Below are 18,973 nucleotides of genomic sequence, written 5' to 3' on the forward strand. Positions count from 1 at the left end.
CGTTCTGTAAGCTGTAAATAGAATGCCTGGTCAGGCTTGCGGGAAAGGTGTGCTGCAAATTTATTGGTGGTAAATTTATCAGCAACGTACCTCCCCGCATCCTCCTGGCATTTGTCAACTGAAATCTTAAACCAGACCTCTCTCATTTTTTCAACATGAAGATATATGTCATCTGTTCGGCCTCAATGCCTTTACAGGCAAACCGGTTAAGCAGCGTGAAAGAAAATATAACGTATACGAATACACGCTAGCTGTGTGTTTGTAGCGAAATAGAATTGGGTTACTATCCATTGAGATTAAACGATCAACTTCAGTTCAAAAGGGGCGTTGCCTCAAACATTACTGGTGGGTTTTGTTGGTGATTGCCCCGGGAACTGAAGCCATTATCGGATCATTGAAGACTGCTTCCAGCCAACCGTTCATTAAGATATTTTCCGGAAGCAGTCGGGGCTGATACATAATAACGTAGACGCCTATACTTTTTTCGGAAAGCCTAATTAAAATGAAGGAACCACTTGTTTTCAGGTAAGGTCCCCAGTGCCAGCAAGTCCCGACACGTGTCGGGACTTCTATTTTATATACCCCGTTCAATTGTTCCAATATAATATACCCCGTCCCGTTACCCATCTCCCTGAAATATATTTTCAAAAACCTTATGGAAAATATTTTACTGCATCATCTAATTAAAAAAACATATTACCATGGACTCAGCTAAAATCCCGGGGAATGATTTCCTCGACATTCTCTTCTATGGAAGGAACAAAGATTATGGGGCCTATGAATTGCGCAGTCGTTACGACGGGCGCGTTCGCAATGCAGTAATGGGCACCGCTTCTATTATGCTGGTAATGATTGGCGGCTATGTGTTGAATAACACTTTGATGGCGGCTGAAGCAGTACACCGGCCTGTGCTGGCGGAAAAGAAAATTGAATTGAAAACACTGGAAATGCCGCCGGAACCTCCTGTTACCATTCCCCCGCCACCGGTAAACTCCGCGCCCCCGCCATTGGCCGCATCTATCAGGGCCACTACACCCGTGATTGTTGATACAGACGTGCCTCCCGATGAAATGCCACCAAAGATTGCTGACCAGGAGGATAACGTAGTAGGATTTACTACTTCAGATGGGGTGGAAGGAGGAGCGGATATTGACCTGAAAGCCAATGGTAGCGGAGGTGTCGGCGTAGTGGCAGCACCCCCGGCCAGCAATCCCGATGCGCCGCGCACCTTCGTGGAAATAATGCCCGAATTTCCAGGTGGTGAAGCCGCATTGGCCAAATATCTTGGCAATAACATCCGGTACCCGCACACCGCCCAGGAGAACGGCATACAGGGAACAGTATTTATTCAGTTCATTGTAAACCGCGACGGTAGTATTTCCCAGGTTAAAACAACCGGTGCTGCAAAAGGTGGAGGCCTGGAAGAAGAAGCTATCCGGGTGGTTAGCAAAATGCCTAAATGGAGACCCGGTAAACAGAACGGGGAATATGTGGCTGTATATTTTAACTTGCCGGTTCGTTTCACGTTAAGCGACAACTAATAAATAGTTCCCCCGCTTTTTCATTTCAATTAAACTTTATTATTAACCAGGAAAATGCTGTCATCGTTATGACGGTGTGACCTCCTATATTATTATCTCTTTAAGTTTTTATCATCCTGTTTATCCCGGCCTACATCCATAAACCGGCGCATTCTGATTCCTGATACCAGTCCCGGTCCGCATTTAGCGGCCGGGATTGCTTTTTAAGACCGCTGCTTCTTATTAGATAATATTCAAACATTATCACTTTATGTCAAACAAAAATCAAAAAACTAAGAAATTACCATAATAATTATTAATTTAACAGCCGCTTAGTCTTCTTCTTTAGCACTATAAACGGATAATTAGTATGGAAGCGCCGGTAAATAATTCGCTGCAACAGTTCAAAAACCTTGTTGGGACCAAGTTTCAGCTGTATAATAGCCTCTTCACCTCTTTGCCTTTCCACCGCGTGGAAAAGACAGGTATCTTCCTGTCCCTGTTCCTGCTTCATTGCGAAGAAGGATATTCCAAAGGCAACAGCCCTGAAGAGATTATGAACTCTTTTTTCTCTCAGTATACCACCTATACAGATGAAAAACAGCGAACGGACCTGTTGTTCCGCTTTGTGCAATATGCTGAAAGACAGGTAGTACTGTTTGATGCGCTTGAAGATGCTGCTTTCCGGAACATCCGCGATCTGCAGGGCGCCGGCACTTTACGGCATCTGCAATCTGAAGTGATCCAGGAGCAGGCCCAGGACAAGCTGAAGGAGAAACTGAAGGATTTTTCCGTGAGATTGGTGCTGACTGCGCATCCTACACAGTTTTATCCCAGTGAAGTACTTGGAATTATTAATGATCTGTCTAAAGCGCTCATTGATGAAAATACCAGCCAGGTAAATATGTACCTGCAACAGCTAGGTAAAACGCCCTTCTTCAAAAAGGAAAAACCAACACCATACGATGAAGCCATCAGCCTGGTATGGTTCCTCGAAAATATTTTTTACCAGTCGGCCGGCCGCATCCTGTCGTCTATCCGGGCACAGTTCCCGGGGGCTATCAGTAGTGAGAATGCCGTGATCCGCATGGGTTTCTGGCCTGGCGGCGACCGTGATGGGAACCCGTTTGTAAAAGCGCCTACCACCATTGAAGTGGCCGCTGCCCTTCGTGCTTCCATCATGAAATGCTATTTCCGGGAAGTCCGCAACCTGCGCCGCCGCCTTACTTTTAAAGGAGTGGAGAATGTAGTGGCCGCACTGGAATCCAAATTATCCCGCAACCTGTTCCTGCCAGGGCATAAAGCTGATATCAGCCGCCAGGAAATACTGGACACGCTCGCGGATATACGAAATACGATCATGGCCGACCTGAATGGGCTGTTCGTCCATCTGGTGGATAACCTGGTTAGTAAAGTGGAGATTTTCGGGTTGTTCTTTGCTTCCCTGGATATACGCCAGGACAGCTCCGTTCATGAAGCGGTACTGGAAGCCGTAGCCGCCGGAACAGCGGCGCTGCCGGATAACTATACCTCCCTGGATGATAGAGAAAAGATCAGTGCTTTACTTAATATAAAAGAGGCTATAGATCCCCAATCCCTGGAAAACCCGCTGCACCAGGATACGCTGCAAACCATTGCTGCTATCCGGGAAATACAGGCAGCCAACGGGGAAGAAGGCTGCAACCGATATATCATCAGTCATAGTACCAGTGTACTTAATGTAATGGAAGTATACGGTTTGTTCCTGCTGAGCGGCTGGAAGAAAGAGGAAATGACAGTAGATATTGTACCGCTGTTTGAAACCATCGATGACCTGCGCCATGCAGGACAGGTGATGAAAGAGCTGTATGAAAACGCCGATTACCGGGAACATCTGCGCCGCCGCCAATGTAAACAAACTATTATGCTTGGCTTCTCCGATGGTACAAAAGATGGTGGATACCTGATGGCCAACTGGAGCATCTATAAGGCGAAAGAAGAACTTACCGCTATCTCCAAAGATTATGGCATCAACGTGGTGTTCTTTGATGGCAGGGGTGGCCCCCCGGCACGCGGCGGCGGAAAAACCCACCAGTTCTATGCTTCCATGGGCAGGAATATTGCCAATAAGGAAATACAGCAAACCATACAGGGGCAAACTATCAGCTCCAACTTTGGCACCATAGACGCTGCACAGTTTAATATGGAACAGCTGATACATGCCGGCATCAGCAATGAACTGTTTTCTTCACGGGAAGTAACACTCAGCAAAGCGGAAGAAGATTTGCTGCAATCCCTTGCTGATGAAGGCTATAAAGCTTACAATAAATTAAAGACGCATCCGCATTTCCTGGCCTATCTTGATCATGCCAGCCCCCTGCGGTATTATGCGGAAGCCAATATAGGCAGCCGCCCCAGCAAGCGTAATGCCTCTGCCAAGCTCAATCTCAATGATCTGAGAGCGGTACCTTACGTGGGCGCATGGAGCCAGCTGAAACAAAATGTACCCGGCTACTACGGTGTGGGCAGCGCCCTGGAACAGCTGGACCAGCAAGGCAAATGGGAAGAACTGGAAGCATTATACGCACACTCCCTGTTTTTCAGGACCCTGCTCGATAACTGCGTAATGGCGATGAAGAAGAGCTATTTCCCGCTCACTGCCTACCTGGAGAAACATCCGCAATATGGAGAGGTATGGCAGATGATCTATAATGAATTTGAGCTGACTAAAAAATACCTGCTGCGGCTTACCAATGAATCTGAACTGATGGCCGGCAGCCCTATCGACCTGCTGTCTATCCAGATGAGGGAAAGAATTGTGCTGCCGCTGCTCACTACCCAGCAGTATGCGCTTACCCGGATACGGGAGCTGGACTCACATCCCGACAACGGGCATGGCAGGGAAACCTACGAAAAGCTCATTATGCGTTGCTCTTTTGGTATTATCAACGCAGGCAGGAACTCGGCATAAATATGATTCATAAACAGGTTACGGAGTTATGTGGATACAGTGAAGGTAATACCGGTGGCTGTCTCCATCTGACTCCGTAATTCGTAATACGTATTTCGTAATTCTTCCCTACTTTTACACCTCCTTAAGTAACTTCTCTATATATGGCAAACAGCTTATATGACTTTGGAATGATCGGCCTCGGCGTAATGGGCAGAAACCTGTTGCTCAACATGGCAGATCATGGCTTTTCCGTTATCGGCTTTGATAAAGACGCTGCCAAGAACAGCGCACTGGAAGCAGCCGCTACCCCCGGTACTACCGTTAAAGGTGTTGCAGAGCTGGCCGCTATGGTACAGTTGCTGGAACGTCCCCGCAAATTAATGATGCTGGTACCCGCCGGTCAGCCGGTAGATGACGTGATAGCTTCCCTGTTGCCGCTGCTGGAGCAGGGCGACGTAGTAATAGATGGTGGTAACTCCCACTATACGGACACTTTACGCCGTGTACAACATCTCCGCGAAAAAGGTATCCATTTTATGGGTATCGGTGTTTCCGGTGGTGAGCAGGGCGCCCGTACCGGCCCAAGTATTATGCCTGGTGGCGACAAGGATGCCTATGCAAAGGTACAACCCATGCTGGAAGCAATTTCCGCCAAGGTAAAGGGTACTCCCTGCGTGGCTTATCTCGGTAAAGAAGGCGCCGGTCACTATGTGAAAATGGTGCACAACGGTATTGAATATGCCATTATGCAACTGATCAGTGAAAGCTATACCCTGTTGCAAAAAGGGGCCGGACTGAACAACGATCAGCTGCATGAAGTGTTCAAGAACTGGAACCAGGGCGCATTACAATCGTTCCTGGTGGAAATTACCGCCGACATTTTCCTGCAGAACGACGATAAATCCGATAAGCGCCTGGTAGATGTGATCTCCGATAAAGCAGGTTCCAAAGGAACCGGTAAATGGACCTCACAGGATGCTATGGAACTGCCGGTAGCCGTACCTGTAATTGATACTGCTGTGGCTATGCGTACCCTCTCCGGTTACAAAGAGCAGCGCCTGCAGGCCGAAGCGATCTATAAAGCTCCTGAAAATACTATTCACGCCGACGCAGAAATGTGGATCAAACAGGTACATGATGCCCTCTACTTTGCTACCATCCTGAGCTATGCACAGGGATTGGCTATGCTGAGAGAAGCTTCTGCCGACCTGAAAATGGAGATCCCGTTGCCGGAAGTGGTGAAAGTATGGAGAGGAGGATGTATCATCCGTTCTTCCCTGCTGGAAATATTTACCCAGGCTTACCAGAAAAATGCCGACCTGGCCAATATCCTGCTGGATGAAGGCGTAGCTTACCTGGTACAATCGGTGGAAAGCAACACCCGCAGCGTAATCGCCCAGGCTGCCTCCGCAGGAGTGCCCGTAGGCGGATTCATGTCTGCGCTGTCTTATTTCGATGCATTCCGTACCGGCCGCATGGCTACCAACCTGATCCAGGCACAGCGCGATTACTTCGGCGCACATACCTACCAGCGTATCGATATGCCAGGCACTTTCCATACAGAATGGCAGCAACACTAAAAATGTTCATCTTTAATTAAACATATGCAGATCCATAAACGCCCGCCTGCGTCCATCCTGTTCATATTCGGAGGCAGTGGCGATTTAAACTACCGGAAACTAACGCCTGCGTTATATAATCTCTTTTTGGATGATTGGATGCCCGAGCAGTTTGCTATTGCAGGCCTGGGCCGCAGCCCTTACAGCAACGAAGACTATAATAATCACCTGCTGGAAGGGATCAGTAAGTTTTCCCGTCGGAAGGGCGAGCAGAATGGTCACTGGAAAGATTTCAGTAATCATGTTACTTACCTGCAGATGGATGCAGAAGATCCTGCATCCTATAGCAAGATCACCGATTTTGTAACAAAGAAGGAAGAAGAGTGGGGCGTACATCCAACCGTTATCTTTTACCTGGCCGTAGCGCCGCAGCTGGTGCCGAATATAGCCACCCGTTTAGGGGAGCTGAACCTCTGTTCCGATAAACATTGTACGCGCATTGTAGTGGAAAAACCATTTGGCCATGACCTGCAAAGTGCGCATGAGCTGAATGAACTGCTGGCGAAAAAATTTACAGAAGAGCAGATCTACCGTATCGATCACTACCTCGGTAAAGAAACTATCCAGAATATCCTGGCATTCCGCTTCGCAAACGCATTGTTTGAGCCGGTATGGAACCGCAGCTACATCGATAACATCCAGATCACTGCCGCTGAAAGCGTAGGATTGGAAGGCCGGGGTGGTTATTACGAAAGGGCAGGGGCCCTGCGTGATATGGTGCAGAACCACATCCTGCAGATCATGTGTATCCTTGCCATGGAGCCACCGGTATCTTTTGATGCCAACGAAGTGCGTAACAAGAAAGTGGATGTGCTCAACGCCATCCGCCGCATTACACCGGATAAAGTACATGAACATGCCGTACGCGGACAGTACTCTTCCGGCTGGATGAAAGGAAATAAAGTAGCCGGCTACCGCGAAGAAAAAGGAGTGGATCCCAAATCCAATATCGATACCTACGCAGCGGTTAAATTTTATATCGATAACTGGCGCTGGCAGGGCGTTCCGATTTATGTACGGACCGGTAAATACCTCCATCAGAAAGCGACCAATATTATTGTCACCTTTAAGGAAGCACCTCCTTATTCCTTCCCGATTGAAGCTGCCCAGACATGGCGCCCCAACAGGCTCACCATCAGCATTCAGCCGGAAATGGATATCCGGATCCGCTTCCAGGCAAAACGTCCCGGTCAGACCATGACGCTTGACCCGGTAGACATGACCTTTAATTACGATGCCGCTAATGGTGAACATGCGCCGGAAGCATACGAAACATTGCTGCTGGACGTAATGGAAGGAGATGCCACCCTGTTTATGCGCGGCGACCAGGTAGATGCTGCCTGGAAAGTGATCATGCCTATCCTGGAAACATGGGAAAACCGCATGCCGCAAGACTTTCCGAACTATGCACCCGATTCATGGGGACCCGACGATGCCGATGCACTCGTTGCCCGCGACGGTCATACCTGGATTAATTTACCTACTAAATAATGATTACGGACCATTTGTATAATGGTCCGTAATTCTTTTTGTTTTATGGAACTACATATCGCAAAAGATCCTGCCCAACTGAGTGAAAATGTAGCGGCATGGATCAGTAACTACATACTGGAAGTATTGCAAACCCAGGAGCGGTTCACATTTGTACTGTCGGGCGGCAATACGCCAAAGCAGTTATACAGCCTCCTGGCGAAAGCTCCTTACAATATGGTAATACCCTGGGAGAAAATACATTTTTTCTGGGGAGATGAAAGAGATGTGCCTTTTGAAGATGAACGCAATAATGCCCGCATGGCATTTGAAGCATTACTTGATAAAGTAGGCGCAAATCCCGAAAACATCCATGTGATGCGCACCGATATTGGCCCGGAAGAATCTGCTGCTGAGTATGAGAAAATCCTGAAATCGTATTTCGGAAAAGAGGATACCACCTTTGACCTGGTGTTACTCGGTATGGGAGACGACGGACATACATTGTCGCTGTTCCCGGGCTTACCCATTGTACATGAAAAAAAGGCCTGGGTGAAATCATTTTTCCTGGAAGCACAGGATATGTACCGCATTACCTTAACCGCACCTGTGGTGAACAGGGCTGCCTGTGTGCTGTTCCTTACCACAGGCGCCAATAAAGCCATCACGCTGAAAAGTGTGATAGAAGGCACCTTTGACGCGGAGAAATATCCTTCCCAGCTGATCAGGCCGGAAGAAGGTGAGTTACATTGGTTTGTGGACGAAGCCGCTGCCGGCGCAATGGAAATTTAACAAAACCCAAAGCAAGGCCATAAGGGCCCGGACGGATTGCAGGATCCCTCCGGGCCTTCTGCTTTCTGCTTTCAGCTATTTTCTGTAGCTTGTGTATTGTAACAACGATGAGATTATGTTTGATAAGCCCGTATTCGACGCACACCTGCACATCATTGATCACCGGTTTCCCATGCAGCCTAACCAGGGTTTTATGCCATCGGATTTTTCAGTAGCTGACTACCGGCAACAGGCCGCTCCGCTGAAGATTGATGGAGGCGCTGTGGTATCCGGCTCTTTCCAGGGATTTGATCAGGGATACCTGCTGGAAGCGTTGAAGCAGCTGGGGCCTGGTTATGTAGGCGTTACGCAGATACCTGCCAGTACCAGCGATGAGGAAATAGTAGCCCTGCATGAGGCAGGTGTACGTGCTGTAAGGTTTAATGTGCAGCGCGGAGGTTCCGAAAGTGTAAAACACCTGGAACAGCTGGGACTGCGTGTATATGAACTGGTGAAATGGCATGTGGAGCTGTATGTGGATTCCCGGCAGTTGCCGGGATTATCGACCACCCTGCATAAACTGCCTGCTGTGGTAATTGATCACCTGGGGTTATCTAAAGCAGGATTCAAATATTTATTGCCATTGGTAGAAAAAGGAGCGTGGATAAAAGCAACTGGTTTTAGCCGTTGCGATTTTGACGTGTTAACTGCCATGCGGCAGATTACCGCTATTAATGCAGGCGCATTATTATTTGGTACCGATATGCCCTCTACCCGTGCGCCACGTCCATTTGCGGCAGCAGATCTGCAACTGATCCTGCAGAATTTCCCCGAGAAAATTGCCGCTAAGATATGCCGGGAAAACGCATTGGCATTATACCAGCCGCGGATTTTGTCTGGCTCAGGATTATGATGATTTTGCTGATTACTTTGAGTTTTTCTTTTGGATTTTTAAAGATGTTGAGAGATATAAGCAGATGGGGGATAGACTTTAAGAGCGGATTATATTTTTAGAATTTGAAAATATTCAGGAAGAAAAAAAGGAGCTGGGCTTTTATCTTTTACAGATAAAAGCCCAGCTCCTTTATACTAGATCCATGTATCAATTCCCACTGTTTCCATCTCCCTTTTCAGATGTTCCGGCATTAGCCCATTCAGTAATGCGCCCGGGGCTGTGCTAGGGTAGATATCTTCAAAAGTTTTTACCTGGTTCATAAATACCCGGCGGAAAATATGCCGCCTGGTAATATCATGCGGATCTTTTAAACCGGCTGCACCGGTCAGTTCTATGGCGCTTTCTATGGTATCGCGGTGATAATTGGCTACACGGTGTTTTTTATCGTCCACCACCAGGCCGGCCGACAGCCATTTATCCTGAGTGGCTACACCTGTGGGACATTTATTGGTGTTGCATACCAGTGCCTGGATACAACCCAGTGCCATCATCATTGCACGGGCACTGTTACAGGTATCTGCGCCCAGTGCCATTGCACGCAGCATATGGTAGCCCGTGAGTATTTTACCGGAGGCAATGATTTTCATATGATGACGGATATTGAACCCGGTAAGTGTGTCGTGAACAAACGAAAGTCCGTCCATCAGCGGCATTCCCACGGAGTTGGAGAATTCCGGAGGAGCGGCACCGGTGCCACCTTCCCCGCCGTCTACAGTAATAAAGTCGGGATAAATATCTGTTTCTATCATGGCCTTGCAGATAGCATAAAATTCCCGTTGCTGGCCAACGCATAATTTGAACCCAACAGGTTTGCCTTTACTGAGGTCGCGCAGGCGCCGGATAAACAGCATCATTTCACGCGGACTGTTAAATGCTTTATGATAAGGCGGAGAGAATACAGTGGTATGTGGTTTAACATGACGGATAGCGGCAATTTCGGGCGTGTTCTTGGCTGCCGGCAATATACCGCCATGACCAGGTTTAGCGCCCTGAGAAATTTTCAATTCTATCATTTTAACTTGTGCGAGCGCACTTTTTTCCGCAAATAAGCTATCGGAAAAATTACCGTCATCATCGCGGCAGCCAAAATAACCGGTACCAATTTGCCAGATAATATCCCCTCCCTGTTTGAGATGAGCGTCGCTGATGCCGCCTTCACCTGTATTATGTGCGAAGTTGCCTATTTTAGCACCCCCGTTTAACGCCTGTACGGCGTTGTTACTGAGTGATCCGTAGCTCATAGCGCTAACATTCAGGATACTGCCGGAATAGGGTTGTTTACAGTCTTTCCCGCCAAAGGTCACACGCGGGTCCTTCTCCATATTATCAAAGTTCTGCGGTTGAATAGAATGTGCCATCCATTCATATCCTTCAGCGTATACATTGAACTGGGTACCAAATGGCTGGGAATCGAGCTCCCGTTTGGCACGCTGGTAAATAGTGGAACGGTCTACCCGGTTAATAGGGCTGCCATCAATATCACTCTCTACGAAGTATTGATAGATCTTGGGCCGCAATGCTTCCATCCAGTACCGCATACGGCCCACTATGGGGTAGTTCCGGATAATAGCATGTTTGGTTTGCATGATGTCGAGTATACCCATGATAACAATGGGTAACACCAATACCAGCAGCCAGAAAACCCAGGGGAAAAATAATCCTAAAACAACGATAACACTTATACTCACAACTGAGAACCCAATAAATGCTTTGACCATAGACGTATTTTTTTGATTTTTTGATGCTCCTTTGGAGATTATGAATACTTCCTTTGCTATTGTTCCTATAAATCTAATTAACGTTGCCAGATAAATTTGTTAAATCTTTCGCGGATCCTGTCTTTTTCAGGATTCAGATGATTACGCTGATTGACCTGATTTTATTTTCTGTTAATAGGTAAAGGCGATAAGGAATTAATCTGGTTCTTACTCTTCAAAAAATAAGAACCAGGCTTGTCCGCTAATCATTATAATCCAAAGTCAGGCAACCTTCGCTCAATATCTGCTTCGATCAAAAGATGAAAATCAGCATAATCATCTGAATCCTGAGTCAGACAAAATCCGCACTATTCCGCTTCGGTTAAAAAGTAAAAATCAGTGTAATCATCAAAATCCTGGGTCAGACAAAATCCGCACTATTCCACTTCGGTTAAAAAGTAAAAATCAGTGTAATCATCAAAATCCTGGAAAAGACAAAATCCGCGTCAGACAAACCCCCGCGAAAATCAAACTCTAGTTTTTAAATTATTTTATTATCTTTCAAAATAAGCCGATTCAATCATCCACAACATGAAAAGATACAATGATCTTGGCAAGTTGATTGCAACTTGCATGCTCTTATTTAGTACTGTAGCGGGCGTCCGGGCACAACAACCCGCACCCTATGATGCCGCCCGGCTGAAAACCAGCTGGGAAGTAGTGGAAAACCATTACCAGGGCCGCGACAATTTCCAGTCGGCCTTCACTTTTATAAACACAGCAGGTAAACCGTTTCCTTCCAAAGGGTGGCAGCTGTACTTTAATTTTATCAGGATGGTAACGCCAGGCGAACTGCCGGGCCATGTGAAAGTGGAGCACATTAACGGTGACCTGTACCGCTTTACACCGGCAGAAGGATTTACCGGCATCGCTCCCGGCGATTCACTGAAGCTGGCCATTACCGGCGATGCGTGGGCTGTAAATTTTACAGACGCTCCCTCCGGTTTGTATCTTGTGTGGAACGAACAACCTGAAAAAGGTTTCTCTATAAAAGATTATAGCATCCGGCCTTCTACCACTGCAAAACAACTGATGCGCTATCCCGGTGATAAAACCGCCGTAGTAACTCCAACGGATATATTCAAACAGAATGCTACTGTAAAGGATATCCCGGTAGCACAGCTCCCGCTGGTTTTTCCTACGCCTGAATCGTACAAAGCTACCGGCAGCAACCTGGTGCTGGACGCGTTGCCGGAAGTAAAAGCGGATCCACAACTGTCTGCCAGCGCTGCAATACTGGATACCGAGTTGCTAACGTTGCTGGGCAAACGAAAAAAAGGAACAACTACCATCAGTCTTGTGTATGATGCTGGTATTACTGCCCCGGAAGGTTATCGTTTGAGGGTAACGCCGGAAGGGATTACCATCACCGCCGGTACGGAAGCTGGTGCTTTTTATGCGATCCAGTCGCTGAAAACACTGGTTCCTCCTGCTGCATTTGCAGGCAACCAGAAATCCATCACCATCCCGGGTGTGGAGGTGACCGATGAACCGCGTTTTGGTTATCGGGCCTTCATGATAGACGTAGCCCGCAACTTCCATAGCAAACGTGATATGTTCCGCATCATCGACCTGATGGCACTGTATAAATTAAACGTGCTGCATTTTCATTTCAGTGATGATGAAGGCTGGCGTGTGGAAATTCCTTCCTTGCCGGAACTGACAGCTGTAGGTGCTAAACGTGGCCATAGCAGCGACTGGAAAAATATGCTGCCTCCATCTTATGGCTCCGGTCCTGATACCACCAATACAGCAGGTAGCGGTTATTTTACACGCAACGATTTTATTGAGATCCTCCGTTATGCAACGGCAAGGCATATACGGGTTTTACCGGAAATAGAAAGTCCGGGACATGCCCGCGCAGCAGTGAAATCAATGGAATCACGCTACTACAGGCTGAAAGCAGCGGGCCGCGACCAGGAGGCAAAAGAATACCTGCTCACCGATCTGGACGATAAATCAGAATATCATTCTGTGCAATACTGGAACGACAACGTAATGAATGTGGCCCTGCCATCTACCTATCATTTCCTCGATAAAGTGGTGGAAGAACTGCAGGCAATGTATAAAGAAGCCGGCGCACCGCTGGATGCAGTACATATGGGCGGCGATGAAGTACCGGGTGGCGTGTTCGAAAAATCGCCCGCCTGTATTGCATTGATGCAGCAGGATAAATCATTGCAGCATGTAAATGACCTCTGGTATTATTACTATCGTAAAGTGAACGACCTGCTGAAAGCCCGCGGCTTATCCGTAGCCGGCTGGGAGGAAGCAGGGATGCGTAAAACAACTATTGGTAACGAATCGCAGAGTATTCCTAATCCTGATTTTGTAAATGATCATTTTCAGCTGAATGTATGGAATAACGTGATTGGCGGAGGACAGGAAGATCTATCATATCGTCTTGCCAATGCAGGCTACAAAGTAGTTTTATCGGGTGTGAGCAATTTCTACTTTGATATGGCTTACATGAAATCTTTTGATGAGCCGGGATTCTACTGGGGCGGATTTGTAGATGTGGATAAACCGTTTTACTTTATTCCGTTTGATTATTACAGGAATTCAAAAGTAGATGGCAGGGGTAACCCGGTTACACCGGAGTTATTTGTTGGAAAGGACCGGTTAACAGGTTTTGGCGCGTCCAATATACCGGGTATACAGGGATTGCTGTGGAGTGAAACCGTGACCAGTTCCGAACGTATGGAATATATGATGTTACCGAAATTGCTGGGTCTTGCAGAAAGAGCATGGGCACAGGATCCGGAATGGGCCACAGAAAAAGATACCGCAAAAGCGGATGCATTATATGCACAGGCGTGGAGCGTGTTCAGCAACGTGATGGGTAAACGCGAAATGCCCCGCCTTGACTACTACGACGGTGGCTTCAACTGGCGTATCCCGACTGCAGGTGCAAAGGTAGACAATGGCGTGCTGAGCGCCAATGTGCAGATGCCTGGATTAGTGATCAGGTATACAACTAACGGTGACGAGCCTACGTTAAGAAGCCCTGTCTATACTACGCCTGTTGCCGCAGGTGGCAAAACGGTGAAACTGAAGGTATTCAGTACGAGGGGCCGCAGTAGCAGAACTACAACAGTAAAGGTTCCTGTGGCCGATACGCAGATGAAGAGTAATAAATTATAATTTTCCGGAAGATAGAGCGGTGGTGGGCAGCAGGGGAACCTGTAGCTCACCGCCTTTCAATTAAGGGATTATCCCGGTTTATATCTTCCTTTTTTTTACAGATCCGCTGCATTTACCCTTCATCCATTTTCTTCTTGCCCCTTTTGCAATTTTTGTATTTTGTCCGGAAACCCATAGCAACCTGATGTATCGTATCATTCCACTTATTATCAGCTGTAGTTTTATTTGCTTCTCAGTGCGTGCGCAAAAGAAAAATGACGCTTATCAATTGCAGATCCGCAAAGCAGTTTCTCCCATCAAAATAGATGGCGTAATAGATGAAGCGGCATGGCTGCAGGCTGATATTGCCACCGGCTTTCACATGGTGCTGCCGATGGATACCAGCGCCGCCAGACTGCGTACGGATGTGCGGATGACCTATGACGATAAGAACCTCTATCTCGTGGTGGAAAACTATACCGTTGGCAACGGGCCTTACATGGTAGAATCACTGCGCCGTGATTTTGCTTTCCTGAAGAATGATAACTTCCTTTTATTTATGGACCCGTTCGACGATCAGACCAATGGTTTCTCCTTTGGCGCCAATGCTGCAGGGGCGCAATGGGACGGTTTGATGTACGATGGTGGAAAAGTGGACCTGAGCTGGGATAATAAATGGACATCTGTAGTAAAAAATTATCCTGATAAATGGGTGTTTGAAGCGGTGATCCCTTTTAAAACCATCCGTTACAAAAAGGGGATTACCAAATGGGGAATCAATTTCAGCCGGAACGATCTGAAAACGACAGAGAAGTCGGCCTGGGCGCCGGTACCACGACAATTCCCTACTGCTTCACTGGCGTATACCGGTAACCTTGTATGGGATGCAGCGCCTCCCCCTGCAGGTGCAAATGTGTCGCTGATTCCTTATGTGCTGGGAGGCATGCTGAAGGACTACGATAAGGCAACTCCTACCAAATACCGGCGGGATGCAGGGTTGGACGCTAAAGTGGCCGTTACTTCTTCATTGAATCTTGACCTCACGGTAAACCCGGATTTTTCACAGGTAGACGTAGATAAACAGGTCACCAACCTGGATCGCTTTGAATTGTTTTACCCTGAAAAACGGCAGTTTTTCCTGGAGAACGGCGACCAGATGTCCAACTTCGGGTATGCTACTATCCGCCCGTTCTTCTCCAGGCGTATTGGTCTTGGTGGTGTGCCGATCCGTTTTGGCGCCAGGCTCAGTGGTAAGCTCAATAAAGACTGGCGTTTGGGCATTATGAACATGGAAACGGGAAAACAGGAGGAGACCGGGTTGCCCGCGCAGAACTTTACTGTGGCCGCTTTGCAGCGCCGTGTATTTTCCCGTTCCAATATCGGGTTTATTTTTATCAACAAGGAATCGGTGAATTATGATCCCTCTAAAGTGACGGATAAACCACTTTACAACAGGTATAACCGGAACATGGGACTGGAATACAACCTGGCGTCTTCCAATAACTTCTGGACGGGGAAAGCCATGCTGCTGAAGTCATATACGCCCAATAAAACCGGTCATGATATAGCCCATGCGGCTAACCTGCAATACACCAGCAAGGAATGGAATATTGGCTGGCAGCATGAATACGTAGGGCGCAACTACAATGCGGAGGTGGGATATGTGCCAAGGCAGGGCTATATCAGGATAGCGCCGCAGGTGACCCGTCTTTTCTTTCCCTTATCGGGGTCTGTATTGAGCCATGGACCGCAGGTAACCAGTACCTGGTTCTTTGATGAAGCCAATATGCATCGTACCGATAATGAAACCATGCTCAATTATGGTATTGTGTTCCGGAAACGGAACACGCTCAATGTCTGGGCATCCAATACCTATATCAAATTGCTACAGCCTTTCGATCCCACCAATACAGGAAAAGATAGTTTAGTGAACGGGAGCCGGCATAACTGGAATACCATAGGTGCCGATTATGTATCCAAACCTCAAAGTTTGTTCACTTATTCTTTGTCGGCCCGCTATGGAGGCTATTATGCGGATGGCAGCCGGTTAATGACCAATACTGAGCTGGGGTACCGGTTCCAGCCATATGTGAGTATTGCGTTGAGCGCTAATTACAACAATATCAATTTGCCAAAGCCATGGGGCAATAATTCCTTCTGGCTGGTAGGCCCCCGTTTGGATGTAACGATGACAAACACGCTTTTCTTTACCGGTTTTATGCAGTACAACGGGCAGCAGAAGAATATGAACCTCAATACCCGCTTCCAGTGGCGTTACAGGCCGGCCTCAGATCTTTTTATCGTTTATACGGACAATTATCTCCCGGAACCGTTTTACGTAAGGAACCGGGCTTTGGTACTGAAGCTGGTATACTGGCTTAATCTCTAAATAAATCCTGTTTTGTATTAACAGTTAAGATTCGATTAACACTTTCCTTATTTGTACCCTTTATTATTGCACTATAAGATTGATATAATGAACGGCTATACCCGTTAAGATATATATAAAGTTTTCATTTACTATCGTTGTGAATATTACCTCCCTGTGGTTTTTACCATGGGGATTGTTACCATCTAAAAATCTGATTATGAACCGTCCTGTGATAAGGCAGCTGCTGCGTAACAGCTGTGTTTTACTTATGCTGGCAGGAACTGCTGTAGCACAATCTTCCACCGTAATTACGGGTAAGACAGCGGGCCGCCCTGTACAGAAGGTATCATTGTCCTACTGGTATGATCCGGGCATTTCTCCTGCTGTTACTCAGAATACCTTATTAAAACCTGATTCTTTTTATTTCCGCATACCATTGCCGGTGGGGAAGGAAATATTTTTTTATACAGATGCCGGTAGCGGATATAATTTTTATGGGATGATCAGAGGGGGAGATAGTTTGCAGTTGATGATACAGGGCGACAGTATCCGGTTTGCAGGAAGCGCTGCAGGGTTGAACAGGGCTGTTTATGAGGCCAGGCGCGCACAGTTGCGTATAACCGTTCCTGCATCATCCGATGCATTTCAGCTGGCAGCGGCCTACCGTCAGCAATTAGAGGCCGGCAACAGGGTGATGGCGTTATACCGCGACAGCCTGAGCCCGGCCACCTGGGCGATAGCCAGGGCGCATGTGCTGGGTGAAGCGGCATCAGGCCTGGTGAGTACACTATGGAAAGTGGCCACAGCGCCGGATAGTACATTGGAAGAAAGACAGGTGCTTTTTTATAAAGAGAACATATTGCCTGCATTGCCCCAGGTACTTCTTCCGGATACAACACTAACGCCTATACGTTATTTGAGTTATCTGCTGCATAAAGCAGAGGCGGATTATTTTATCCGGCATCGTTATGAGTGTAACAACAGGGCTATTTACGAGTGGCTGAAAATCCATTACAGTGGCCGGTTGCGCGACAGGTTGCTGGCGCATTCATTAACGCTTGGTTTTGCGGCAGGTAACCCGGCAGAAGAGCAGGAGTGGTGTGTGCGCGATTACCTGGAACTGGTACGGGATGAAGCATGTAAACAGGCCATTGCAAAGCTTTACGGACGATCCAGGAAAGGGATCAGCAAAGGTGTAACGGCGCCGGTTTTTAGTTTCCCGGATGCACAGGGAAAATTAATAAGCCTGCAGCAATTCAGCGGAAAGGTAGTACTGCTGCATTTCTACAGTGGATCAGTCCAGGTGTTGCCTGCCCTTACAGCAATAAAAGACTGCTTCCATAACGCGGTTACGTTTGTGAACATCTGCTGCGATGGCGCTGCTGCAAAGGATTTGCCGGGATGGATATGGCAGCTGGATGATCGGCATAGGGAAGTGCTTACACAATACAACATTAGTAAGTATCCCTCATTTATTGTTGTTGGAAAGAATGGAAAAGTATATGCCACCAGGCCTCCGGATCCCGCAGTGGACAAAGGAACAGCCCTTGCCAACATTATCTATGAAGCATTACTGCAGTGAGTTTTTTTAACGTGCATGCAAATAAAAACAACACTGGTACGTTTAGTAAAAGTACGCAGCTAATCCGCATCAGCGCCATTGTTCCGCAGCTAAAATTTCGAAAACCCGTTTAAACCAGATTGTTAATATTTACGTTTAAATATATATATGATAATGCTGGTTTAATAAAGACACAAATCGTATATTCAGTAAATAACCGTTAAGACCCCTCTATGCCACATGCCAAAGCGTTATTTTGACAGACTACAGACCATTGATTACCTCATCAGGATCAAAGGGACCGGTAAGCCCGCTCAGTTAGCCAAGCGGCTTCGTATTTCCGAAAGAACACTCTATGAATTCCTCAAAATGATGAAGGAGTTAGGTGCTCCCATTGAGTACGACCGGTACAAAGAAAGTTACTTCTACTCAGAAAAAGGCGGATTCAATGTCAGGTTCTCGAAAAACCTGGTCGCCGTGAGTACGATGTTCCTTTTATGCTTCCTTATTTGGTAATATGGTCCGCGCACCGACCAGTTAACCGGCCTCCCTGTTAGCTCTCCCTGCGCCCGCGCCGCCCTTTCAGGGCCTTAGATCTGCTGTACGGCTGCACGACAGTTGTTCCGGGATCTTTTATGTAATCTTCCTTAATTGGTGGACTGGGAAAGTATTGTCTTCACAGACAGTTACTTTAACTGTCCACCTTTTCTTTTTCCAAAATACTTAACATTCGATTAACTGTTATCATCACAAATAAGGTCAAATTTACTGTTGTCAGCTTTTGATTAAATCTTATGCTAATAACTTTTTTTCATAACGCGGTTTAGATTAGATTTTAGATTATACGCAGGTTTCTGTTCAGTCACCTGCTCTGTTTAAATCGTCTGTTTCCGT

Annotated in this window: 11 protein-coding genes; 10 read left to right on the forward strand and 1 reads right to left on the reverse strand. The window is 47.1% G+C overall.

Translation table 11 applies throughout. The annotated features are described in order from the left end of the window. Nucleotides 1-701: 701 nt before the first annotated feature. The 6 genes from FN124_RS16255 (at nt 702) to FN124_RS16280 (ending at nt 9,225) form a co-directional block, all read left to right on the forward strand. Entirely contained in the window at nt 702-1,541 is an 840-nt protein-coding gene (locus FN124_RS16255; protein WP_142685846.1) for an energy transducer TonB, read from the forward strand. A 349-nt stretch (nt 1,542-1,890) separates the two neighbouring features. Then, nucleotides 1,891-4,470, forward strand: a complete 2,580-nt coding sequence (locus tag FN124_RS16260; protein ID WP_142685847.1) for a phosphoenolpyruvate carboxylase — start codon at nt 1,891-1,893, stop codon at nt 4,468-4,470. Nucleotides 4,471-4,613: 143 nt separating this feature from the next. Then, nucleotides 4,614-6,032, forward strand: a complete 1,419-nt coding sequence (gene gnd, locus FN124_RS16265; RefSeq protein WP_142685848.1) for an NADP-dependent phosphogluconate dehydrogenase — start codon at nt 4,614-4,616, stop codon at nt 6,030-6,032. Between the two features lie 24 nt (nt 6,033-6,056). Beyond that, complete coding sequence (gene zwf, locus FN124_RS16270) at nt 6,057-7,562, forward strand: glucose-6-phosphate dehydrogenase (RefSeq protein ID WP_142685849.1); 1,506 nt, start codon at nt 6,057-6,059, stop codon at nt 7,560-7,562. 45 nt (nt 7,563-7,607) lie between these two features. Then, nucleotides 7,608-8,333, forward strand: coding sequence for a 6-phosphogluconolactonase (gene pgl / locus FN124_RS16275; protein WP_142685850.1), 726 nt, complete (start codon nt 7,608-7,610; stop codon nt 8,331-8,333). 115 nt (nt 8,334-8,448) lie between these two features. Beyond that, nucleotides 8,449-9,225 (forward strand): amidohydrolase family protein, encoded by a 777-nt coding sequence (locus tag FN124_RS16280; protein ID WP_142685851.1) that lies wholly within the window; start codon nt 8,449-8,451, stop codon nt 9,223-9,225. 176 nt (nt 9,226-9,401) lie between these two features. On the opposite strand, the gene FN124_RS16285 is transcribed toward FN124_RS16280, so the two are convergent. Next, nucleotides 9,402-10,985 (reverse strand): FMN-binding glutamate synthase family protein, encoded by a 1,584-nt coding sequence (locus tag FN124_RS16285; RefSeq protein WP_142685852.1) that lies wholly within the window; start codon nt 10,983-10,985, stop codon nt 9,402-9,404. Nucleotides 10,986-11,555: 570 nt separating this feature from the next. On the opposite strand from FN124_RS16285, the gene FN124_RS16290 reads away from it, so the two are divergent. The 4 genes from FN124_RS16290 to FN124_RS16305 all read left to right on the forward strand — a co-directional run bounded on the left by FN124_RS16290 (nt 11,556) and on the right by FN124_RS16305 (nt 18,595). Then, entirely contained in the window at nt 11,556-14,168 is a 2,613-nt protein-coding gene (locus tag FN124_RS16290) for a beta-N-acetylhexosaminidase (protein WP_260607472.1), read from the forward strand. A gap of 184 nt (nt 14,169-14,352) precedes the next feature. Next, the gene (locus tag FN124_RS16295) at nt 14,353-16,536 is read left to right on the forward strand and encodes a DUF5916 domain-containing protein (RefSeq protein WP_142685853.1); all 2,184 of its coding nucleotides are present in this window, start codon (nt 14,353-14,355) and stop codon (nt 16,534-16,536) included. A gap of 199 nt (nt 16,537-16,735) precedes the next feature. Beyond that, on the forward strand, nt 16,736-18,100 hold the full coding sequence (locus FN124_RS16300) for a TlpA family protein disulfide reductase (protein ID WP_142685854.1): 1,365 nt from the start codon (nt 16,736-16,738) through the stop codon (nt 18,098-18,100). Nucleotides 18,101-18,319: 219 nt separating this feature from the next. Beyond that, nucleotides 18,320-18,595, forward strand: a complete 276-nt coding sequence (locus FN124_RS16305; RefSeq protein WP_142685855.1) for an HTH domain-containing protein — start codon at nt 18,320-18,322, stop codon at nt 18,593-18,595. The last annotated feature ends 378 nt before the right edge of the window (nt 18,596-18,973 follow it).

The organism is Chitinophaga polysaccharea, assembly GCF_902150045.1.
Lineage (GTDB): Bacteria > Bacteroidota > Bacteroidia > Chitinophagales > Chitinophagaceae > Chitinophaga > Chitinophaga polysaccharea_A.

Bases quoted from the DNA above. Each gene is read 5' to 3' on its own strand.
- FN124_RS16255 (WP_142685846.1), top strand. From the start codon at position 702: ATGGACTCAGCTAAAATCCCGGGGAATGATTTCCTCGACATTCTCTTC.
- FN124_RS16260 (WP_142685847.1), top strand. From the start codon at position 1,891: ATGGAAGCGCCGGTAAATAATTCGCTGCAACAGTTCAAAAACCTTGTT.
- gnd (WP_142685848.1), top strand. From the start codon at position 4,614: ATGGCAAACAGCTTATATGACTTTGGAATGATCGGCCTCGGCGTAATG.
- zwf (WP_142685849.1), top strand. From the start codon at position 6,057: ATGCAGATCCATAAACGCCCGCCTGCGTCCATCCTGTTCATATTCGGA.
- pgl (WP_142685850.1), top strand. From the start codon at position 7,608: ATGGAACTACATATCGCAAAAGATCCTGCCCAACTGAGTGAAAATGTA.
- FN124_RS16280 (WP_142685851.1), top strand. From the start codon at position 8,449: ATGTTTGATAAGCCCGTATTCGACGCACACCTGCACATCATTGATCAC.
- FN124_RS16285 (WP_142685852.1), bottom strand. From the start codon at position 10,985: ATGGTCAAAGCATTTATTGGGTTCTCAGTTGTGAGTATAAGTGTTATC.
- FN124_RS16290 (WP_260607472.1), top strand. From the start codon at position 11,556: ATGAAAAGATACAATGATCTTGGCAAGTTGATTGCAACTTGCATGCTC.
- FN124_RS16295 (WP_142685853.1), top strand. From the start codon at position 14,353: ATGTATCGTATCATTCCACTTATTATCAGCTGTAGTTTTATTTGCTTC.
- FN124_RS16300 (WP_142685854.1), top strand. From the start codon at position 16,736: ATGAACCGTCCTGTGATAAGGCAGCTGCTGCGTAACAGCTGTGTTTTA.
- FN124_RS16305 (WP_142685855.1), top strand. From the start codon at position 18,320: ATGCCAAAGCGTTATTTTGACAGACTACAGACCATTGATTACCTCATC.